18 protein-coding genes and 1 tRNA gene are annotated in these 19782 nt (G+C 59.6%); 9 read left to right on the forward strand and 10 right to left on the reverse strand.

All coding sequences use genetic code 11. The features are described 5' to 3' along the window. Genes murI through hemA form a run of 5 tightly spaced genes read right to left on the reverse strand, consistent with a single transcriptional unit; the run spans position 1 to position 4733 of the window. On the reverse strand, positions 1 to 792 hold the full coding sequence (murI, locus tag NHU87_RS23440; protein WP_253552818.1) for a glutamate racemase: 792 nt from the start codon (positions 790 to 792) through the stop codon (positions 1 to 3). Further along, positions 785 to 1540: a molybdopterin-synthase adenylyltransferase MoeB gene (locus NHU87_RS23445; protein ID WP_253552820.1), complete on the reverse strand. Its 756-nt coding sequence runs from the start codon at positions 1538 to 1540 to the stop codon at positions 785 to 787. The genes murI and NHU87_RS23445 overlap by 8 nt, the downstream gene beginning before the upstream one ends. Beyond that, on the reverse strand, positions 1534 to 2364 hold the full coding sequence (gene prmC / locus NHU87_RS23450; protein WP_253552822.1) for a peptide chain release factor N(5)-glutamine methyltransferase: 831 nt from the start codon (positions 2362 to 2364) through the stop codon (positions 1534 to 1536). Before prmC ends, NHU87_RS23445 begins: the two co-directional genes overlap by 7 nt. After that, the gene (gene prfA, locus NHU87_RS23455) at positions 2365 to 3447 is read right to left on the reverse strand and encodes a peptide chain release factor 1 (protein ID WP_253552824.1); all 1083 of its coding nucleotides are present in this window, start codon (positions 3445 to 3447) and stop codon (positions 2365 to 2367) included. Continuing rightward, a complete protein-coding gene (gene hemA, locus NHU87_RS23460; RefSeq protein ID WP_253552826.1) occupies positions 3444 to 4733 on the reverse strand; it encodes a glutamyl-tRNA reductase in 1290 nt (429 codons plus the stop codon). Before hemA ends, prfA begins: the two co-directional genes overlap by 4 nt. Before the next feature lie 235 nt (positions 4734 to 4968). Here hemA and NHU87_RS23465 point away from each other — a divergent pair, with 235 nt between their 5' ends. The 9 genes from NHU87_RS23465 (at position 4969) to NHU87_RS23505 (ending at position 13662) form a co-directional block, all read left to right on the forward strand. Then, a complete protein-coding gene (locus NHU87_RS23465; protein ID WP_253552828.1) occupies positions 4969 to 6693 on the forward strand; it encodes a tetratricopeptide repeat protein in 1725 nt (574 codons plus the stop codon). A gap of 4 nt (positions 6694 to 6697) precedes the next feature. Beyond that, a complete protein-coding gene (lolB, locus tag NHU87_RS23470; protein WP_253552830.1) occupies positions 6698 to 7315 on the forward strand; it encodes a lipoprotein insertase outer membrane protein LolB in 618 nt (205 codons plus the stop codon). 2 nt (positions 7316 to 7317) lie between these two features. Further along, entirely contained in the window at positions 7318 to 8169 is an 852-nt protein-coding gene (gene ispE / locus NHU87_RS23475) for a 4-(cytidine 5'-diphospho)-2-C-methyl-D-erythritol kinase (protein ID WP_007905805.1), read from the forward strand. 37 nt (positions 8170 to 8206) lie between these two features. Then, positions 8207 to 8281 (forward strand) — tRNA-Gln (locus NHU87_RS23480). Between the two features lie 47 nt (positions 8282 to 8328). Further along, entirely contained in the window at positions 8329 to 9270 is a 942-nt protein-coding gene (locus tag NHU87_RS23485) for a ribose-phosphate pyrophosphokinase (RefSeq protein WP_003171603.1), read from the forward strand. A 143-nt stretch (positions 9271 to 9413) separates the two neighbouring features. Beyond that, positions 9414 to 10013, forward strand: coding sequence for a 50S ribosomal protein L25/general stress protein Ctc (locus tag NHU87_RS23490; protein ID WP_253552832.1), 600 nt, complete (start codon positions 9414 to 9416; stop codon positions 10011 to 10013). Positions 10014 to 10183: 170 nt separating this feature from the next. Then, on the forward strand, positions 10184 to 10768 hold the full coding sequence (gene pth, locus NHU87_RS23495) for an aminoacyl-tRNA hydrolase (protein ID WP_007905795.1): 585 nt from the start codon (positions 10184 to 10186) through the stop codon (positions 10766 to 10768). Between the two features lie 22 nt (positions 10769 to 10790). Beyond that, positions 10791 to 11891: a redox-regulated ATPase YchF gene (gene ychF, locus NHU87_RS23500; protein WP_253552835.1), complete on the forward strand. Its 1101-nt coding sequence runs from the start codon at positions 10791 to 10793 to the stop codon at positions 11889 to 11891. A gap of 370 nt (positions 11892 to 12261) precedes the next feature. After that, positions 12262 to 13662, forward strand: a complete 1401-nt coding sequence (locus NHU87_RS23505; protein ID WP_437180851.1) for a PLP-dependent aminotransferase family protein — start codon at positions 12262 to 12264, stop codon at positions 13660 to 13662. 6 nt (positions 13663 to 13668) lie between these two features. Here NHU87_RS23505 and panB read toward each other — a convergent pair whose 3' ends face one another. From panB to NHU87_RS23530, 5 genes are read right to left on the reverse strand one after another with little or no spacing between them, the layout of a single operon-like run. Next, entirely contained in the window at positions 13669 to 14484 is an 816-nt protein-coding gene (gene panB, locus NHU87_RS23510; RefSeq protein WP_253552836.1) for a 3-methyl-2-oxobutanoate hydroxymethyltransferase, read from the reverse strand. A 50-nt stretch (positions 14485 to 14534) separates the two neighbouring features. Beyond that, positions 14535 to 15788, reverse strand: a complete 1254-nt coding sequence (locus NHU87_RS23515) for an ATP-grasp domain-containing protein (RefSeq protein WP_253552837.1) — start codon at positions 15786 to 15788, stop codon at positions 14535 to 14537. Next, positions 15769 to 17025 carry a methylaspartate mutase gene (locus tag NHU87_RS23520; RefSeq protein WP_253552838.1) on the reverse strand — a complete coding sequence of 419 codons (1257 nt, stop codon included), beginning with the start codon at positions 17023 to 17025 and terminating at the stop codon, positions 15769 to 15771. Before NHU87_RS23520 ends, NHU87_RS23515 begins: the two co-directional genes overlap by 20 nt. A 3-nt stretch (positions 17026 to 17028) precedes the next feature. Next, entirely contained in the window at positions 17029 to 18525 is a 1497-nt protein-coding gene (locus tag NHU87_RS23525; protein ID WP_253552839.1) for a hypothetical protein, read from the reverse strand. Next, on the reverse strand, positions 18522 to 19760 hold the full coding sequence (locus tag NHU87_RS23530; protein ID WP_253552840.1) for an ATP-grasp domain-containing protein: 1239 nt from the start codon (positions 19758 to 19760) through the stop codon (positions 18522 to 18524). The genes NHU87_RS23525 and NHU87_RS23530 overlap by 4 nt, the downstream gene beginning before the upstream one ends. Between the last annotated feature and the right edge of the window lie 22 nt (positions 19761 to 19782).

Consider the following 19782-nt stretch of genomic DNA (forward strand, 5'->3'; position numbering starts at 1 on the left):
CTACACGTCGAAGCTTTGCACAACACCCGTCGAATGCCACAAAACCGGCAAGATATTTCTGAAATGTTCCGGATCCGCGCTCGACCAGAACCGGGCAGCCCGAGCAGGTCCCTCGGCCAGCAACTCACGCTCGGCCAACAATCGTTGAAGCTGCCGTGCCACAGCGGCACCGGTATCGATCAGGCTGATGCTCTGGGGGAGCATTTGCTTAAGCAACGGCTTGAGAAAGGGATAATGCGTGCAGCCCAGAATGATCGTGTCTGCACCTGCGGCCAGCAGCGGATCGACATACCCTTGCAGCAGCTGACGCAATGCCTCGCTGTGCAAATCGCCATTTTCAATCAGCTCCACCAGCCCTGGGCATGGCTGAGTGATGACTCGCACATCGGCGGCGAAACGGTCGAGCAAGGCGGCAAACTTGGCGCTCTGTAAAGTGCCGGTGGTAGCGAGTACGCCAACCACACCGCTGCGTGTCGCCGCAGCAGCCGGTTTGACCGCGGGCTCCATGCCGACGATGGGCCACTCGGGAAAATCGCGCCGCAAGTCGGCAACACCCGCGACGGTCGCAGTGTTGCAAGCGAGCACCAGCGCCTTGGCGCCCTGCTGCTGAAAGAATTGCGCCATGACACTGCAACGCTGACTGATGAATGCCGGGGATTTCTCACCGTAGGGAATATTCCCGCAATCACCGAGGTACAGAAGAGACTCGTTGGGCAACAGTCGCTGGATCTCGGCCAGCACCGACAGCCCACCGACACCGGAATCAAACACTCCAATCGGCGCTTCACGCATGGCTTGACCCGCAGACGCTGCAGCCCGGATCACGCTTGACCCGCAATTCGCGGAAGCGCGTACCCAAGGCATCGATCAATAACAGGCGCCCCACCAGCGGTTCGCCGAACCCCACCAGCAATTTCAACGCTTCGAGGGCTTGCAGGCTACCGACCAGGCCCACCAGCGGACCGAGTACGCCGGCCTCGCTGCAGGTCAGCTCGGCTTCGCTGCCGTGCCCGTATAAACAGTGGTAGCACGGGCTTTCCGGACGACGGGAGTCGAAGACCGACAATTGGCCTTCCAGCCGAATCGCCGCGCCGCTGACCAGCGGTTTACGCGCAGCCACACACGCGGCGTTGACCGCTTCGCGGGTAGAAAAATTGTCGGAACAGTCCAGCACCAGATCCACCGCCGCAACGGCCGCCGCCAGGGAATCTTCATCCAGAGCGGTGCGATGGGCAATCAGCTGAATCTGGGGATTGATCGCGGTCAGGCGACGGATTGCCGAATCGACTTTGCTCAGGCCGACGCTGTCGCTGTCGTGAACGATCTGGCGTTGCAGATTGGTCAGGTCAACCGTGTCGAAGTCCGCCAGATGCAACTCACCGATACCAGCCGCCGCCAGGTACAGCGCAACCGGCGAGCCGAGACCGCCAAGACCGACAATCAGCACGCGGCTTTCTTTGAGCCGCAACTGACCGTCGATGTCGACGTGTTGCAGCAGAATCTGCCGACTGTAGCGCAGTAATTCCTGATCATTCAGCACGGCAAGCGCCCCAGACTGATGCGTTCGTGACCGCCCAGATCGGTGCGGCTGTGGACCTCTTCAAAGCGGCGGATCGTTAGCAAATCCCGCACGGCTTCGGCTTGATCGTAACCATGTTCGAGCATCAACCAGCCACCTGCCTCAAGATGATCCGGTGCCTGATCGACGATCAGACGCAAATCGTCGAGCCCATCGACGCCGGCCACCAGGGCACTGGCCGGTTCGAAGCGCACGTCACCCTCCGCCAGATGCGGATCGGTCGAAGCAATGTAGGGCGGATTGCTGATGATCAATTGAAAGCGTTGGTCTTCCAAAGCGCTGAACCAATGGCTACTCAGCACCGTGACGTTGTTCAAGTGCAGCCGCTGGCGATTGCGCTCGGCCAAGGCTACGGCTTCCAGCACGCGATCCACGGCGATGACTTTCCAGGCTGGACGTTCGCTGGCCAGGGCCAGGGCGATGGCGCCGCTGCCTGTGCCCAAATCGAGCACCAAAGCCTGGGTGGCTGGCAACAGTTCCAGCGCGGTTTCTACCAGCAATTCGGTGTCGGGACGCGGAATCAGCGTGTGGGGTGCGACTTCCAGGTCGAGCTTCCAGAAACCTTGCTGCCCCAGAATGTAGGCCACCGGTTCACCGCTACGGCGGCGTTGCAAGTACTCGGCAAACTTCAGCGCCGCTTCGCTCGGGACGATACGTTCAGGCCAGGTGTGCAGAAAACTACGGGACTTGCCCAAGGCAGCCGCCAGCAGCAATTCGGCATCCAGACGCGCGGTGGGCGAGTCGGGTAAATCAGCGGCGCGCAACAAACTGGCAATGATCGTCATTTACTCACCTATCGCTGCCAATTGGTCGGCCTGGTACTCGGCCAGCAACGGTTCGATCACCGCATCCACGCCACCGGCAAGAATTTCGTCGAGCGAATACAGCGTCAGGTTGACCCGGTGGTCGGTGACCCGGCCCTGGGCAAAGTTATAGGTGCGGATCCGCTCGGAACGATCGCCGGAACCTACCAGCAATTTTCGCTCGCTAGCGATAGCGTTCGCGGCGGCGCTGGTCTGTTGATCGTTAAGCTTGGCCGACAGCCAGGACATCGCCCGGGCGCGGTTTTTGTGCTGGGAACGTTCTTCCTGGCACTCGACGACAATACCGGACGGCAAGTGTGTGATACGGATGGCCGAATCGGTCTTGTTGACGTGCTGACCACCGGCACCGGAGGAGCGATAGGTGTCGACCCGCAGATCCGCCGGGTTGATCTCGATGGTTTCCTGCTCGTCCGGCTCAGGCAACACGGCCACGGTGCAGGCCGACGTGTGGATGCGGCCTTGGGATTCAGTAGCCGGAACCCGTTGTACGCGGTGTGCGCCGGACTCGAACTTCAGCTTGCCGTAAACGTTCTCGCCTTCGACCCGGGCAATGACTTCTTTATAGCCGCCGTGCTCGCCTTCGTTCTCCGAAAGAATCTCGACCCGCCAGCCACGCCGTTCGGCGTAACGCGAATACATGCGGAACAGGTCGCCGGAGAAAATCGCCGCTTCGTCACCGCCCGTGCCGGCGCGGATTTCGAGGAATACGTTGCGCCCGTCGTTGGGATCTTTGGGCAGCAGCATGCGTTGCAGTTGGGCTTCGATTTCGATCAGTTGCTCTTTGGCTTCGCGGACTTCTTCCACAGCCATTTCGCGCATGTCCGGGTCGCTGTCCTTGAGCAGCGCCTGAGCCCCTTCGAGGTCGGTCTGCACTTTAAGCAGCTGTTTATAGGTGCCGACGATCGGCTCGACTTCCGCGTACTCCTTGGAATAGGTGCGGAACTTGTTTTGATCGGAAATGACCTCGCCGTCGCCAAGCAGGGCGGTCAATTCCTCGAAACGGTCCTGGAGGATGTCCAGCTTATTGAGCAGTGACGCTTTCATTGCGGTTTCTTATCCGAAAAGCTATCCGATGAGCCCTCACCGAGGGCAAAGAGTTCCTGGGCCATGGCCAGCGCATCGAGGCGGCCTTCGGCAGAGAGCTTTTTCAATTGCACACTCGGGGCGTGCAAGAGTTTGTTGGTCAGGCCGCGGGCCAATTGCACCAGCACGTCTTCGGCGCTGCTGCCATTGGCGAGCATCCGTTGGGCTTTCTGCAATTCTTCGTCGCGCAGGCGCTCGCTTTGTTGACGATAGGCCTTAAGCACATCCACCGCCGCCAGTTCGCGCAGGCGAACCATGAAATCTTCGGCACCGACCGACACCATCTCTTCAGCGGCCTGGGCTGCGCCCTGACGGCTTTTGAGGTTTTCGGCGACCACTTCGTGGAGATCGTCGACGCTATACAGGTAAACGTCGTCCAACTCGCCGACTTCCGGTTCGATATCCCGAGGAACGGCGATATCCACCATGAAAATCGGCTTGTGCTTGCGCAATTTCAAGGCACTTTCCACCGCACCTTTACCGAGAATCGGCAACTGGCTGGCGGTGGAGCTGATCACGATGTCGCTGCGCACCAGCTCTGCCGGGATGTCCGAAAGCAGCACTGCGTGGGCGCCGAACTGCTCGGCCAGGATGCTCGCGCGCTCCAGGGTGCGGTTGGCGACCACGATTCGCTTCACCCCCAGCTCATGCAGATGGCGGGCGACCAGGGTAATGGTCTCGCCGGCGCCGATCAGCAAAGCCTGGCTGCGTTGCAAATCACTGAAAATCTGTTTCGCCAGGCTGACCGCGGCAAACGCCACGGATACCGGGTTTTCGCCGATGGCGGTGTCGGTTCGCACCTGTTTGGCCGCATTGAACGTGGCCTGGAACAGTCGCCCGAGCAGCGGACCAATGGTGCCGGCCTCGCGAGCGACAGCGTAGGCCGACTTCATCTGCCCGAGAATCTGCGGTTCACCCAACACCAGCGAATCGAGCCCGGAAGCGACCCGCATCATGTGACGAACTGCCGCATCATCTTCATGCACATAAGCGCACGCGCGCAGCTCATCGAGGCTCAAATGATGATAATCGGCCAGCCAGCGCAATACGATGTCAGCCGAAAGGTGATCCTGTTCTATATACAGTTCACTGCGATTGCAGGTGGAGAGGATCGCAGCTTCGCGGCTGTCGGTGAGTCGGCAGAGCTGCTGCAAGGCCTCAACCAGCTGCTCAGGGGTAAAGGCCACGCGCTCGCGGACGTCTACTGAAGCAGTCTTGTGGTTAATACCGAGTGCAAGGAAGGCCATTCAAGGTCGCTGATGGTGACGTGAAGCCGACAATTGTCCTACTTCGACAGAGCCAGAACAACCACTCGATATCTATCGCTCCTGCAAGAGCTGCCGAAGGCTGCGATCCGTTCTCGTTTACAAGGGCGCCGGGCCTGCGGGGATTGCCCGCGCGGGTAAATTGGCCGGGCGGTTATGTTTGGCCGAAGGCTTGTGTCATGATGATCCGACCGCAGGTTAGTCGTCCTCTTCCTATATGAATAGATCTTTCGCGTTGCTCCTCGCTTTTGTCTTCCTCAGCGGCTGCCAGGCTTTGGCGCCCGTTTCGTCGGACGGTACGCCGCCGGTCGAAGACAGCACTCCGGCCCCTGAAAAGCCCAAGGTTTACAGCTCGTTCAGCGAAGAAACCGTCTTCAGTCTGTTGAGCGCCGAATTGGCTGGCCAGCGCAATCGCTACGACATTGCCCTGGACAACTACGTGACCCAGGCCATCAATACCCAGGATCCGGGCATCTCCGAGCGGGCATTTCGCATTGCCGAGTATCTGGGCGCCGATCAGGCCGCCCTCGACACAGCACTGGTCTGGGCAAAAAACGCCCCGGACGATCTCGAAGCGCAACGGGCGGCTGCCGTGCAGCTCGCCCGCGCCGGGCGTTACGACGACTCCATGGTCTATATGGAAAAAGTCCTGCAAGGCAAAGGCGACACGCATTTCGACTTTCTCGCCCTGTCCGCAGCCGACACCGATCAGGAAACTCGCAACGGCCTGATGAAAGGTTTTGACCGCTTGCTGCAGCGCCATCCGCGCAACAACCAGCTGATTTTCGGCAAGGCCTTGCTGCTGCAACAGGACGGCGATGCCAAGGGCGCCCTGACCCTGCTCGAAGACAATCCGCCGGACGAGGGCGAAATAGCGCCGATCCTCCTGCGCGCGCGCCTGCTGCAAGGGCTCAACCGTGGCGATGAAGCCTTGCCGCTGCTGCAAAAAAGCATCAAGAAATACCCGGACGACAAACGCCTGCGCCTGACCTACGCGCGCATGCTGGTTGAACAGGACCGCATGGACGATGCCAAGGTCGAGTTCTCGAGCCTGGTGCAGCAATACCCCGAAGACGACGAGCTGCGTTATTCCCTGGCGCTGGTCTGCCTGGAAGCCAAGGCGTGGGACGAGGCCAAAGGTTACCTGGAAGATCTGATCGCTCGGGAAAGCCATGTCGACTCGGCACACCTGAACCTGGGGCGCATTGCTGAAGAACGCAACGACCCGCAGGGCGCATTGATCGAATATGCTCAGGTCGGGCCGGGCAACGATTACCTGCCGGCGCAATTGCGTCAGGCCGATATCCTGATGAGTAATGGCAAGACCACCGAAGCCCAAAGCCGTCTCGCAGCCGAGCGCGGTGAGCAGCCCGATTATGCGATTCAGCTGTATCTGATCGAAGCCGAAACCTTGTCTGCCAACAAACAGGGCGACACGGCCTGGAAAGTCTTGCAGCAAGCCCTGCAGCAATACCCCGACGATCTGAATCTGCTGTATACCCGGGCCATGCTGGCAGAAAAACGCAATGACCTGGCGCAGATGGAAAAAGATCTGCGACTGATCATCAAGCGTGACCCGAACAATGCGATGGCGTTGAACGCACTCGGCTACACCCTGTCCGACCGCACCACACGCTACGCCGAAGCCAAGGCCTTGATCGAACAGGCGCACCAGATCAACCCGGAAGACCCCGCAGTCCTGGACAGCCTCGGATGGGTCAATTTCCGCCTGGGCAACCTCGATGAAGCCGAGCGGTATTTGCGCAAGGCGCTGGAGCGCTTTCCCGATCAGGAAGTCGCCGCGCACCTGGGCGAAGTCCTGTGGGCCAACGGCAAACAACGCGAAGCCAAGCAAATCTGGAGCAAGTTCCTCAAAGAACAGCCCGACAGCCCTACCCTGCGCGGCACCATCAAGCGCCTGACCGGATCAGAGACTCTTTAAAATTATGTTTTTGCGCCACTTCATTATTTTCAGCTTCATCGCCCTGCTCGCCGGTTGCGCGGGCTTCGTTGCCCGCGAATCGGTCCAGGGTCAAGGCAACAAGGCCCAATGGCGCGAGCACAAACAGCAACTGACCGGCCTCGACGGCTGGCAGATCAACGGCAAAATCGGCATCCGCGCGCCAAAAGATTCGGGCAGCGGCACGTTGTTCTGGCTGCAACGCCAGGATTACTACGACATTCGCCTCTCCGGCCCGCTGGGTCGTGGCGCGGCCCGTTTGACTGGTCGCCCCGGCAAAGTCTCGCTGGAAGTGGCCAATCAGGGCCGCTATGACGCGCCGACTCCTGAAGCCCTGGTTGAAGAACAGCTGGGCTGGAAGTTGCCGGTATCCCATCTGGCATGGTGGGTTCGCGGGCTCCCGGCCCCGGACAGCAAAAGTCGCCTGACCCTCGACGTCGACAGCCGCCTGGCCAATCTCGAACAAGATGGCTGGCAGGTCGAGTACCTCAGTTATGCAGAGCAAAATGGCTACTGGCTGCCCGAGCGGATCAAACTGCACGGCACCGACCTTGATGTCACGCTGGTGATCAAGGAATGGCAACCACGCAAACTGGGGCTGTGAACATGACTGCGCCACGCCTGACATTGCCCTCGCCCGCCAAGCTCAACCTGATGCTGCACATCCTCGGTCGCCGTGAAGACGGCTACCACGAGTTGCAGACGATTTTTCAGTTCCTCGATTACGGCGATGAAATCACCTTCGCCGTTCGCGACGATGGCGTGATTCGCTTGCACACCGAATTCGCCGACGTCCCTCACGACAGCAACCTGATCGTCAAAGCCGCAAAAAAACTTCAGGAGCAATCCGGCTGTTCGCTGGGTGTCGACATCTGGATCGAAAAAATCCTGCCCATGGGCGGTGGAATCGGTGGCGGCAGCTCGAATGCGGCAACCACGCTGCTAGGTCTCAATCATCTTTGGCAACTGGGCTGGGATGAGGATCGGCTGGCCGCGCTGGGCCTTACGCTTGGCGCCGACGTCCCGGTTTTTGTGCGTGGCCACGCGGCTTTCGCCGAGGGCGTGGGGGAGAAACTCACCCCTGTGGAGCCCGAAGAACCATGGTATCTCGTGCTGGTGCCGCAAGTATCTGTAAGTACAGCAGAAATTTTTTCAGATCCGCTGTTGACACGTAACACTCCTCCCATTAAAGTGCGCCCCGTTCCCAAGGGAAACAGTCGAAATGACTGCTTGCCGGTGGTAGCAAGGCGTTATCCAGATGTACGTAACGCATTGAATTTGTTAGGTAAATTTACCGAAGCAAAACTCACCGGAACTGGAAGTTGTGTGTTTGGGGGCTTCCCAAGCAAAGCTGAAGCTGATAAAGTCTCGGCCCTTCTGACAGAGACCCTTACAGGGTTTGTAGCAAAGGGAAGCAACATTTCGATGTTGCATCGCAAGCTGCAAAGTCTGCTCTAAAAGGAATCGAGTACTGGGTACTCGTTGCAACAGATACAGGGGCGTCGCCAAGCGGTAAGGCAGCAGGTTTTGATCCTGCCATGCGTTGGTTCGAATCCAGCCGCCCCTGCCATTTTCCTATACTCATCCAGGTATACCCTCAGCCTTCAGGTACTGCGCGTGTCCAAGATGATGGTCTTTACGGGGAACGCTAACCCCGATCTGGCTCGGCGTGTTGTACGTCAGCTGCACATCCCTCTCGGTGACATCTCTGTCGGTAAGTTTTCCGACGGCGAAATTACTGCCGAGATCAATGAAAACGTTCGCGGTAAAGACGTCTTCATTATTCAGCCGACTTGCGCTCCGACCAACGATAACCTGATGGAACTGGTAGTGATGGCTGATGCCTTCCGCCGCTCCTCGGCTACTCGTATCACTGCTGTTATTCCTTACTTTGGTTATGCCCGTCAGGATCGCCGTCCGCGTTCCGCACGTGTGGCTATCAGCGCGAAAGTCGTTGCTGACATGCTTACCGTAGTCGGCATCGACCGTGTTCTCACGGTTGATCTGCATGCTGACCAGATTCAGGGCTTCTTCGATATTCCGGTAGATAACATCTACGGCTCCCCGGTACTGGTGGATGACATTGAAGATCAGCGCTTCGAGAACCTGATGATCGTGTCCCCGGACATTGGTGGCGTCGTGCGTGCACGGGCTGTTGCCAAATCCCTGGGCGTGGATCTCGGGATCATCGACAAACGCCGTGAGAAAGCCAATCACTCTGAAGTGATGCATATCATCGGTGATGTGGAAGGGCGCACCTGTATTCTGGTCGATGACATGGTCGATACCGCCGGCACTCTGTGCCACGCGGCCAAGGCCCTGAAAGAGCATGGCGCTGCCAAGGTTTTCGCCTACTGCACGCACCCTGTGCTGTCGGGTCGGGCGATCGAAAACATTGAAAATTCCGTGCTGGACGAGCTGGTGGTAACAAACACCATCCCGCTGTCCGCCGCAGCACAAGCCTGTGCGCGTATCCGTCAACTGGATATCGCACCGGTTGTTGCCGAGGCGGTCCGCCGCATCAGCAATGAAGAATCGATCAGCGCGATGTTCCGTTAAGGGCCCTGCCCTTTTCATTACATCTCGTTGACGAAAAGCGCCCCGCCCCGGCATTCCTGTCGGGGCGGGGCTTTTTTGCCCATATCGCCTTTAAGCGCTGGTCGCAAACGCTGGGGCGAATGTGGTTATTTTGGAGATACAACATGAACGATTTTACTCTGAATGCTGAAGTGCGTTCCGACCTGGGGAAAGGTGCGAGCCGCCGCCTGCGTCGTCTCGCAAGCCTGGTTCCAGCTGTAGTTTACGGTGGCGACAAAGCCCCTGAATCCATCAGCATGCTGGCCAAAGAAGTTGCCAAACTGCTCGAAAACGAAGCGGCTTACAGCCACATCATCGAGCTGAACGTTGGCGGCACCAAGCAAAACGTAATCATCAAAGCTCTGCAGCGTCACCCGGCCAAAGGCCACGTGATGCACGCTGACTTCGTACGTGTAGTTGCCGGCCAAAAGCTGACCGCTATCGTTCCTGTGCACTTCATCAACGAAGCTGCTCCAGTGAAGAAAGGCGGCGAGATTTCGCACGTTGTTGCTGAAATCGAAGTGTCCTGCCTGCCAAAAGACCTGCCTGAATTCATCGAAGTTGACCTGGCTAACGCCGAAGTCGGCTCGATCATTCACTTGTCCGACATCACCGCCCCTAAAGGCGTTGAGTTTGTTGCTCTGGCTCACGGTAACGACTTGGCTGTTGCCAACGTTCACGCTCCACGTGTTGCTCCAGAAGCTACTGAAGGCGCAGCAGAGTAATTTCACTCTGTTCGCCGGAGTGGCCGGAAACATCGCGGACTAGAGCGTAGCGAGAAAGCGGGCAAGAACGCGGAGTTTACATAATGGTAAATGAGCACTTGTCGTCCACTTTCGCCGCACTCCCTGATTGCGGCGATGTTATCCACCACTCCAAAGGAAGGGCCCCTATCGTGACTGCCATCAAACTGATCGTTGGTCTGGGAAATCCAGGCGCTGAATACGAACAGACCCGGCATAACGCAGGGGCCCTTTTTGTTGAGCGCATCGCGCACGCGCAGGGTGTCAACCTTGTGGCCGATCGCAAATATTTCGGCCTGACCGGGCGCTATTCGCATCAGGGTCAGGATGTTCGCCTGCTGATTCCCACCACCTACATGAACCGCAGCGGCCAGGCCGTCGCGGCACTTGCCGGCTTCTTCCGCATCAAGCCTGAAGAAATCCTGGTGGCCCATGACGAACTCGACCTGCCTCCGGGCGTTGCCAAGCTCAAACAGGGCGGCGGCCATGGCGGTCACAACGGGTTGCGCGACATCATCGCGCAACTGGGTAATCAGAATACCTTTCACCGCTTGCGGCTTGGCATCGGCCACCCGGGCGTTGCCAGTATGGTTTCAAATTTCGTCCTGGGTCGTGCGCCACGCGCCGAACAGGAAAAACTCGATGCCAGCATCGACTTTGCCCTCGGCGTGCTGCCGGATATCCTCGCCGGTGAATGGAACCGAGCGATGAAAAACCTGCACAGCCAGAAGGCCTGACTTTTACCCGAGGGGAAACACCATGGGATTCAATTGCGGCATCGTCGGCCTGCCTAACGTCGGCAAGTCCACCCTGTTCAACGCCCTGACCAAATCCGGGATCGCGGCCGAGAACTTCCCCTTCTGCACCATCGAGCCGAACACCGGTATCGTGCCGATGCCGGATCCGCGTCTGGAAGCCCTGGCGGCCATCGTCAATCCAAAGCGCATCCTGCCGACCACCATGGAATTCGTCGACATCGCCGGGCTGGTTGCCGGTGCCTCCAAAGGTGAAGGCCTGGGCAACAAATTCCTCGCCAACATCCGCGAGACCGATGCTATCGCTCACGTGGTCCGCTGCTTCGAAGACGAGAACGTGATTCACGTCTCCAACAGCGTCGACCCGAAACGCGACATCGAGATCATCGACCTCGAACTGATCTTCGCCGACCTCGACAGCTGCGAGAAGCAACTGCAGAAAGTCGCCCGCAACGCCAAGGGTGGTGACAAGGACGCCGTGGTCCAGAAAGGCCTGCTGGAACAACTGATCGCTCACTTCACCCTCGGCAAGCCAGCGCGCACGCTGATGAAGAACATGGGCGCCGACGACAAAGCGGTGATTCGTGGCTTCCATCTGCTGACCACCAAGCCGGTCATGTACATCGCCAACGTCGCTGAAGACGGTTTCGAGAACAACCCGCTGCTGGACATCGTCAAAGCCATCGCCGAAGAAGAAGGCGCCATGGTGGTTCCGGTCTGCAACAAGATCGAAGCCGAAATCGCCGAGCTGGATGACGGCGAAGAGAAAGACATGTTCCTCGAAGCCCTGGGCCTCGAAGAGCCTGGCCTGAACCGCGTAATCCGCGCTGGCTACGAAATGCTGCACCTGCAGACCTACTTCACCGCCGGTGTCGAAGAAGTCCGCGCCTGGACCGTCCGCGTCGGTGCTACCGCGCCACAAGCCGCCGGCGTGATCCACACCGACTTCGAAAAAGGCTTCATCCGAGCCGAAGTCATCGCTTACGACGACTTCATTCAGTACAAGGGCGAAGCTGGCGCCAAAGAAGCCGGTAAATGGCGCCTGGAAGGCAAGGACTACATCGTTAAAGACGGCGACGTGATGCACTTCCGTTTCAACGTCTAACGATGACCGTGGATTTACACGGACCTCGCTAAACTCAAAATCCCCGTAATCACTTGATGATACGGGGATTTTGCTTATGGGGATCGCCACCCTCCTCCATTGTGATCCGGAATATCGATAGGGCGGGACTCCTCAGCAGCCTGTTCGGTAATCTGGGGGAATGCTGCCGAGCTATGCAAGAATGATTGTATTGGCAATCATTACAGGGATTGAAGAGCATGCCATTTCCTCTCAAACGTCGTCTGGTTTTGCTTGATGTCATTGCCATGAGGTCCACGATCATCGCTGGGCTTGAACACCTGGAAAGACCAGGCATGGCACACCAGGTCGCCAGCGTTGTCGTGAAGTGGGCACACAGGATTTTCAGCACGTGAGCCTGGATACAACCAAAGACGCTTCCTTCGCCTATCAGGCGGTGTACCGCTATCTGGTCGAGTTGATCGAGACCGCCAATTCGGAACGTGAGCAAAAATTACCGTCCTTGCGGCAACTGGCTCGGCGCCTGAATGTGTCGGTGTCGACGACCAAGTACGCCTATTCCCTTCTCGAGGACGAGGGGCGGATTTATGCCAAACCCAAATTCGGTTATTTCATCAAGGCGATGCCGGCTCCTTTACTAAGGGAGGGCTCGCCCAATCTGTTGGACAACGTATTCTCCAACGCACGCCAGCCGGGGATGCTGGCCCTTAGTAGCGACGCGCCGGCTATGCTGTTGTCGCTGGAAAACCCACTGTTGATGATGGAGCGCGAACTGGCTCGGCAGTATCCGCGCTCCCATGCACCACTCTATCAGCCATTCGGCGAACCCGAGTTGCGCAGCGCTCTGGCCGACCGCTACACCAGTTCGACGCACTGCTACTGGCAGGCCGAACATGTGTATATCGGCTCGGACCTGCGCAGTGTGCTGGAATTGTCCCTCAGTGCCCTGAATTTGGATGGCACTGTGGCGCTGGTGGAATCGCCGTGTTCGTGGGCAATCCTGCGCCAATTGCAAGCGGCAAAGATTCGCGTGATCGAAGTGCCCCTCGGCGAGGATGGACGTTTCAACCTGCCCGCACTCAATGAGCTGCTCAGGCGTGAGCCCATTCGGCTGGCAGTGCTGTCGTCGACCGTGAACATTCCCCAAGGCAATTTGATGCCGGCGCAGGATAAGCAGCAGATCTGTCGATGGTTGGCGGAGCGGGACATCTGGCTGTTCGAAAATGACAGCTACGGCGAGTTCTGTTTTTCCCCCCTGCCCGCCCGCTATCGCGACTTCGCCGATCCGGAAAAGCTGCTGGTGTTCTCGACCTTCGACAAGATCATTGGCTCGGAAGCCCCCTACGGTTATGTGCTGTGTCGCCGACACGGACCTCAGTTGCATCGGCTGTTCCTGGAACGGGCATTCCGCCTGTCGCCGATCCGTCAGAAAGCGATCGCCAAACTCTTCAGTTCCAAGCGCATCGACCAGCATCTGATGGTGCTGCGGGCCATGTTGCTGGACCGTATGAAACGGATGAAGGTCCTGCTGGAGGAACAGGGTAATGGCCAGTTACGGATTGTCGCCCCGCAAGGCGGCGCGACCTTCTGGCTCGAGGCCATGCATCCTGTGGACATGCGACGGGTGTTCGAGCGCTTGCTGGCCCAGCGCATTGTTATCGCCCCCGGGGAAATCTTCAGCCAGCAGGGGGCCTGGCGGCATCACGTGCGCCTGAGCTACACCCTCGACTGGAGCAAGGATATTTCCTTGGCCCTGAAGAAACTGGCCCAGGCTATCAATGATGAGTCCTAGCCATGCCTAGAGCCCATAGCAATGCCGTGACTCAGGGAATCGGCCATCGCGCACCTCTTCGGCAAACCGCTCACAAGCGTCGCGAATCACCGCGCCGACATCGGCGTACTGTTTGACGAATCGCGGTACCTGCTCGCCGCCCAAACCCAGCACGTCTTCGGTCACCAGCACCTGGCCGTCGCAGGCCGGCGAGGCGCCGATGCCAATGGTGGGCATTTTCGAATCCAGAGTAATTTGCCGGGCTACGCCTTCGGCCACACCCTCGAGCAACAGACTGAAAGCTCCGGCTTCGAGATTGGCCCGAGCATCTTCGGCAATTACCGCGCCGGTTTCGGCGGTCAGGCCCTGGGCCTTGAATCCCCCCATGACATTGACGAACTGCGGCATCAGCCCGACGTGGGCCATGACCGGAATACCGCGCGCCACCAGAAACTCGATGGTACCGGCCAGAGCCTTGTTGGCTTCCAGCTTGACGGCATCGCAACCGGTACGCGCCAGGACCTGGGCGCAATTGCGAAAGGCCTGCTCGTTAGATTCCTGATAGCTGCCAAAAGGCATGTCGGCGATGACACAAGACAGACGTGTGCTGTCGACCACGGCCCGGGTGTGGCCGATGATTTCTTCGAGCTGCATGCTCAGCGTCGAGGCCCGACCATAGCCCACCATTGCAGTAGAGTCACCGACCAGAATGAAGTCGACGACAGGGTCGATCAGCCTGGCAATAGAGCTGGAGTACGCCGTCAGGGATACGATTTTCTGTTGGCCCTTCATCGCGACCAGTTGCGGAACCGTCAATCGTTTAGTGCGGGTATGAGTGCTCATAAGTGTCTTCCTGTGATGATTGAGAACCCCATGGGATGGGGCGTCTGTCATTACAACCAGTCTTTCTCCCATTCACGCCAGGCCTCATGGTCCTGGCGGATTCTGTCGGCGCTCGGGTGCACCAGGAATACGGCACCCGGCGAGCTGTTGAGGTCGATGGTCGGTGTCTTTTGCCGACCTTCGGTGAAACGAAAGCGCGCGCTGTGAAAGCTCGGCAGCGCTTCCAGATGCTTGCGTACATCGAACTGGGCGAAGGCCCCGCTGTGGCGGGCGATCAAGTTCATTCCACGGGCGTGCTGCTGCAGGCGATAGCGCTTGGGAAATGACGCCAGTCGTGTCGGCTCCAGATAACTGGTGCAAGTCAACGCAACCTGGTCGTTGCCGGTGGCCGCTTGCAGCGCTGGCGGATTGGCCAGCCCGGAAAGACGGGCACCGGTTTCCAGCAGGCGTGGGCCGCAAGCCGTGAGGATAACTTCGGTATGGGCCGGGCCGTGGGTGATGGCCAAGGCATCGAGCACGCCTTCGACGTAGCCGAGCAGCGCATCAAGCTCTGGTGCATCGGCGGGCAGCAGGTCTTCACGGTCATAGATCTTGCGACCGTCGGCGCTCAGCGTCTTGGTGCATTTCCAGACATCGGTGATCCAGTGCTCGCCCTGATGACTGACACTGTTGATGACGTACTCGTCGCCTTCCAGGTATTCCTGCAGCAGCAACGCCTGGTTGCTCCGCATCATCAGGTTAGTTGCGCCGAGAATGCAGTCGATGGCCGCATGCAGTTGCACGGTATCGTGGCAGATGAACACGTTATCGGAGCCCGCGCTGTCCAGTGGCTTGGCCACTACCGTCGACTCGCCCCGCGCCTTGAACCAAGCGAGAGCCTCTGCGCTGGACGCGGTGCGCAGTTGCGCCGCCACCGGTAAACCGGCAGCGGCGACCTGTTCGGCCATCAGCGATTTGTCACGACGGGCGCTGGAGTATTCAGGATCGTTGCCGGGCAGGCCGAGACGGGCAGCCAGCAAATCCGCCAATTCGACACCGAATTCGCTGCCGGTCAACACCGCCGCCGGCCCCTGTGCCGCGAGCTTTTCCAGCAGCGGTTCAAGTCCTTCCTCGTGCACGCCGTAGTGCTCGCGGAACAGTGTTTGCGGGCAACTCGCGGCAAAGGCCGGGGGCATATCGTTACGGGAACGCACATGCAGCAGTGGGCGATGCTCTGCCAAAGCCTGGGCCAGCAGAGCGCCGGTGGAATAGGCGTCTACCAGGATCAGCGGCGCCAGGGTGGAGTCAGTGCAAGGGTTGGTCATAACGGGTCACCGTGTAATGCAACATCTGGAACAACTCGGACGAGCTGATACCCGGTCCGATCGAAGAAAGGCCGCAGCTCTGCGGCAGCGGCAGGCCACCGACATTGCCCCAGCGCAAGGCGCCGTGGTCGTCAATTCGGGTGGTGGCGCGGCCGGGGTTGTCGGGGTGCAGGCAGTAAGGAATGTCGAGCCGCCCGCGGGCGAAAGCCTGAAGCAGCGCGACGCCGATATCGGGATGCAGATCCAGCACGCTTTCCACCAGTTGCCGCGCCTCGAACAACACTTCCTGGCGATAACCGTCACTGGCCGGGTCGACTACCAGTGCATTGCCAGCGGCGACCTCGGCCGCCATCGTCAGGGCTTCGAGGTTGTCCGCAACCGATGGAATCTGCCGGGATTCGGCAACGGTCTTGACGATCAGTCGCTCGCACCCGGCAGCCTGTGTCAGGCGTGCACTGTCATAGATCAGGCGGCGAGCACCATGACCGGTGGTGGGAAAGACGCCCATGTAGGAATACACCACGACATGCCAGTGGGCGCCATCCAGATAGTCGGCAGCCAGTTCGCGCAAGGCCTGCAAAGCCCCGAAATCCTGAGCCATGGACGTGCCCTGGGCGTAGCTCAGCGAGACGCTGCGGATGCCGTGTTGGCGAAAAAACAGGGCTTCGAGCAACGTCATGGCGACCAACATCGATGGCGGGCACAACTGGCCCAGCAAACAACCACCAAAGCTCTCGATATGGCCATGGGCGGTGGCATCGGCCAGCAACTGGCAACTTTCTGCCCAAGCCTCCACCGCTCGTGCCAGTGGCAAACGGCTGTAGGGCATGCAATAGGACACAGGACCGCCTTCGGTGGCATCCAGCCCGAGGGCTGCCAGCCGCTTGAAAACATTCTGCGGTTGGGCAGTGCCGTGGCGGATCTGGATCGGGAACGACGGGCCATAGAGCCCGTCGAGCATGCCACGCACCGCTTCCAGCGGATGGCTGATGATCGGGAAACCGTTCAGCGGGCTGTCGCTGTTCAGGCACTGCAGCGCGCTCTGGTAATCACCGACCCGGGTGTAGCTGTCCAGAGTGATGGTCCCAATGGTGGCACAGGGCAACCCGGCCACCGCGGCCAGCCCGGCGCGCATCGGCGCTAACCCACCAAAGCCCATGCGCGGTTGCACCACCAGTTCGCGCCGTTCCCGGGCCTGCTCGATGAAGCGCTGGAAATGACCTCCTGTCATGTTCATCGCTCAGCGTCCCGATACCAGCTCGATCACGTTTTCGCCCGTAACCGGGTCGAAACGAGTGATCCGGCCCTTATGCGGATCACCGGCGCGAACCCGGGCGATCAGGCTGCTGTCGCTGTCGAAATCGATCTGCTGATGGGCGTACAGACTGCGCAGCGCCGGCAACGGCAAGCCGCTGACCTGACTCAGCCAGAGGCTCAGGGCGCTGTCCTGGCGACTACCGGCCAGAACCAGATGAAGGTCCTCCAGATCTGCCAGGCGCTGAGGGTGACAGGTCGTGATAAAGCTCGACAGCTCGCGTCCACGCCCAACGAAGGGCGCGAACTGCAGGCAGATCATCTGTGTCTCGTCGAGCCCGAACGCCTCGCTGGCGAAGCGATTCGCCAGTGCCCGGCGGGCATCCTTGCCCGCGGCTCCGGCGTAGGCCGACAGCGCCAGGTCGATCAGGCGCTGGGGCATTTCCTTTTTGCGCATCAGGCCATGGGCCAGTTCCAGGTATTCGCTGATACCGTCGTGGTAGTGACGACCCTGCACATACTGCGCCTTGAGCCCGCGAAAGTGCGCCATCAACATCGGGTTGGCGCAGTCCGATTCAGTGAAGCTGAACGCCAGCTCTTCGAAACGGAAATCGAGAAACTCGGTAATCAGCTCCCAGTGGTCTTCCACTCGGTAGCTCACCAGGTCGTAGATGCTGATGAAGTCCGGGTCGGCGCTTTCGCTGCCGCTGGCCACCCGACGCTCAGCCCGCTGCTCGTCGAAGCCCTCGCCGAATAATTCGACGAAATACACCTGGGCCACGCCATCGAGGGCCTGGAGCAGGCCGCGAAATCCCTGGCGCCGACACTCATCGACGTTCAGCCCCAAACGTTGGGCCAGGCGCATGATCCAGGTGAAGTAGTGCTTCTGTTCCTTGCGCGAATCGCCGGTAACCACGGCATCGACGCCACCTTGCCACCAAGCCGCGCGCCCGTAGAAATCGGCGACCGCCAGGTTGCAACTATTGCAGAAGGTGGGACGACCGTCGCCGGCAGTACGATGGCCGTTCATCAGCACATCGAAGCGGTTCATCGCACGCACTTGCTCGGGAAATGGCAAGTGTCGCTCGAACGGGCGGATTTGCTGGTGATCGACCACCAGCATCTCGACCCGAGGATCGTCATACAGGCGCAGGGCGCGGTAGACCCGGTCAATGTTCGCCATGACCGCATCCGGGACCCCGGCGTGGCGCATGTTGGCAATGCGCAGGAAAAAGGTGCGACCGTGCAGTACGTTCAGGTGCAGTTGCACGGCGCGAATCAGCGATACGGTGTAGGAACTGTCCTTGCCGCCGCCGTAAGCCACCATCAGCTTATAGCTCGCGAGCCCGTCAAGACCGCCGGCGGCATCGATCAACCGCTCTCCCAGAGTGGCGACGGCACGCCGGTCCACCGCACTGAGGTAGCTATTCAGTTCGCCGAGCAAGGGGGCGTCGGCCATTTCTGGGGTAATGGTAATGTTCATACCGGTTCGGCCTGGAAGTGAAAGTTCTTGATCGCATGGTGGATGTCGTACTCGATATCCGCTTCGCTCGCGTCGGTGAAAATGAAGCGACCGCTGTGCAGGGCGTCGTAGCTGCCGCCGGCCTCGAGGATCTGCCCGGGTCGGGGCAGCAGCTCTCGCCAGAGCGAGTTCAGGTGCGGGCGCAGCGATTGCGCCTCGATCACTCGGCACGGCAGTTGTGCCGGTTTGGGGACGACCAGCCAGCCGCCGCTGGGGTCAGCCTCGATCGTCGGCAAGGGCGTGTGTTCACCCGCCAGGCCTTTGAGCCAATGCTCATAGAGGTTCACGCCGAAGACTTTATTGATCAGGTGTGGCACTTCGCTGCCGCCCACCCGGGCTCCCACTTCGAGGAATACCAGCGAGCCATCCGCCTCGACGAATATCTCCAGGTGAAAGGCACTGCTGCGCAGGTTCAATGCGCGTAGGCAGGACTCGCTGAAGACCTGGATTCGGGTACGCAGCTGCGAAGACTGGAGAATCACTGAGCCCAGCGGTTTGGCGCTGGCGAAGTCCAGGCAGCTGTTGATATAGCGTGACACCACCTGGAAAGGCACTGCGCCGCTGTCATCGGTGAAACCGTCGATGTGATAGGTCTGGCCCTGGATGAAGGCCTCGACTTCATAGCGATCCAAGTCCACTTCGCTAAGTATCGCGCGCAGGGCCTGGGCGCCCTCGACCTTGACGACGCCGATGCTGGCCGCGCCATCCACCGGCTTGACGATCACCGGATAGCCGACGGCATCCGCGAAGGCGAGCACCTGTTCCACGTCATTACAGCGGATGAAGGGCGGCACCGCCAGGCCGTGCTCCTGGAGTACTTCTTTCATTCGCGCCTTGTCGCGGTAGACCGCTACCTGCTCCGGGCCATGGCCGGGAATGTGCAGGGCCTGGCGTACCCGCGCCACGATCTCCAGCGTGAACTCCGACAGCGCAATCAATTGATCCACGGGGCCGACGCGTTCAATGACTTCCTGAACGCCCGCCAGCAATTGGGGGTACTGATTGACGTCATCGACCTGTACCAAGTGGGCGATATGCTCGCGGGGAGCCAGCACACCCTCGGCACCAGGGCCGTCGACCACATAGCTGATCCGGTGCCGCTGATGATCGAAGAACTCTTCGTAGCGGGTCAGCTCATTGTCCCAGCGACTTGGGTCCTGGAAGCGCGGCCAGCGATTGACGATAACGATATGCATCAATTCGATCCTGTGAAAAATA

Origin of the sequence: Pseudomonas mandelii (genome assembly GCF_024138395.1) — a bacterium.
Taxonomy (GTDB): Bacteria; Pseudomonadota; Gammaproteobacteria; order Pseudomonadales; family Pseudomonadaceae; genus Aquipseudomonas; species Aquipseudomonas mandelii_E.

Coding starts and splice junctions, on each gene's coding strand:
- ychF (WP_253552835.1), top strand. CDS start 10,791: ATGGGATTCAATTGCGGCATCGTCGGCCTGCCTAACGTCGGCAAGTCC.
- hemA (WP_253552826.1), bottom strand. CDS start 4,733: ATGGCCTTCCTTGCACTCGGTATTAACCACAAGACTGCTTCAGTAGAC.
- lolB (WP_253552830.1), top strand. CDS start 6,698: ATGTTTTTGCGCCACTTCATTATTTTCAGCTTCATCGCCCTGCTCGCC.
- NHU87_RS23530 (WP_253552840.1), bottom strand. CDS start 19,760: ATGCATATCGTTATCGTCAATCGCTGGCCGCGCTTCCAGGACCCAAGT.
- NHU87_RS23520 (WP_253552838.1), bottom strand. CDS start 17,025: ATGAACATGACAGGAGGTCATTTCCAGCGCTTCATCGAGCAGGCCCGG.
- prfA (WP_253552824.1), bottom strand. CDS start 3,447: ATGAAAGCGTCACTGCTCAATAAGCTGGACATCCTCCAGGACCGTTTC.
- panB (WP_253552836.1), bottom strand. CDS start 14,484: ATGAGCACTCATACCCGCACTAAACGATTGACGGTTCCGCAACTGGTC.
- NHU87_RS23490 (WP_253552832.1), top strand. CDS start 9,414: ATGAACGATTTTACTCTGAATGCTGAAGTGCGTTCCGACCTGGGGAAA.
- NHU87_RS23515 (WP_253552837.1), bottom strand. CDS start 15,788: ATGACCAACCCTTGCACTGACTCCACCCTGGCGCCGCTGATCCTGGTA.
- NHU87_RS23525 (WP_253552839.1), bottom strand. CDS start 18,525: ATGAACATTACCATTACCCCAGAAATGGCCGACGCCCCCTTGCTCGGC.
- NHU87_RS23465 (WP_253552828.1), top strand. CDS start 4,969: ATGAATAGATCTTTCGCGTTGCTCCTCGCTTTTGTCTTCCTCAGCGGC.
- prmC (WP_253552822.1), bottom strand. CDS start 2,364: ATGACGATCATTGCCAGTTTGTTGCGCGCCGCTGATTTACCCGACTCG.
- ispE (WP_007905805.1), top strand. CDS start 7,318: ATGACTGCGCCACGCCTGACATTGCCCTCGCCCGCCAAGCTCAACCTG.
- murI (WP_253552818.1), bottom strand. CDS start 792: ATGCGTGAAGCGCCGATTGGAGTGTTTGATTCCGGTGTCGGTGGGCTG.